We start from the raw sequence: 1,090 nt of genomic DNA, 5'->3' as shown, positions 1-1,090 counted from the left end.
TGAACAGCACGGCCACGCCGGCGCCGGTGTCGAACATCCAGTACAGCTGCGACCGGCGCGAGAACTGCCGGGCCGTCCACACCTCGAACGGGCCGAAGCCCGGCCCGCCCTGCGACAGCCGGGCCTGGGCGGCCGCGGCGTCCGCAGGGCTGCGGGTGCGGGCCACCACGTACGTGCTGCCGGAGCCGGCTTCGGCACCGGCGATCTCGCGCGCGGTGTCCAGCGAGGCCAGCACGTTCACCCCACCCAGGCCGCGCAGGCCGTCCACGGCCGCGGCCACGCGCACCGGGTGGCTGTTGATCCACGCGGTCTGGCCGACCCGCACGCCCAGCGTGTCCAGATCGGCCCGGTCCACGATCACCGCGCCCGGCTCGCGCAGCGCATCGCGCTGCCACGGTGCGATGAGGCGGGCGAACAGCATGCCGTCGGGCGCGCTGCGGATGCCCGAGACATAGACCGAGATGCCGCCCGCGCCCGCCTGGGCGCTGCGCCAGTCGCCATCGACCCAGAGGTAGGGCTCGACGGCGGTCACGGCGGGGTCCATGCGCATCCGGCTTTCCACGTCGCGGCCGATGGCGCGGCCGAAGTTCACGCTCTGCGTGCCCGGGTAGCCGGCCCAGAGATCGGCTGTCGAGGCCCGCACGTAGACGGCGGCGCTGCCGAAGATGCCGAGCACCAGCGCGGCCTGCACCATCAGCAGCAGGCCGGAGAACCCCACGGCGAACACCGCCGGCACGAACCGGCGCCATTCGTGCACCAGGGTCTTGCGGGCCAGTGGAATCATGGCGCGGTCCCCGCGATGTGCTCCGCGATGCGCGTGGCCTCGGGCGCGGCTGCTCCCACTTTGGGCTCGGCCGGCGGCAGCGGCGCGCCGCCCAGGGCTTTGTAAAGGGCCACGAAGGCGAGGGCGCGGGCGTCCTGCGTGGTGTCCCATTCCGCGGCGGCCTGCAGTTCGGCGCGCCGCTGCGGCAGGCGTCGTATTCGCTGGCCAGCCCGAGGCGGATCTGCGCCTGCCCGGCCGCCGTCCGCTGGCGCAGCAGGCCCAGGGCCTGGGCGAGCGCGTCCGCGCGGGCCTGCTGTGCCCCCAGGG

The 1,090-nt window shown here is 75.0% G+C and carries 1 protein-coding gene; it reads right to left on the bottom strand.

Going from position 1 to position 1,090, the window contains the following annotated elements; translation table 11 throughout:
- Positions 1–784, bottom strand: a 784-nt coding sequence (locus AC27IO_RS24665; RefSeq protein ID WP_498741272.1) for an ABC transporter permease, incomplete at its 3' end; no start/stop codon positions are given.
- Between the last annotated feature and the right edge of the window lie 306 nt (positions 785–1,090).

This window comes from Acidovorax sp. KNOB132 (genome assembly GCF_057541515.1).
The sequence above is the reverse complement of the archived record's forward strand: the minus strand, read 5'-3'. Positions and strand labels throughout refer to the sequence as shown.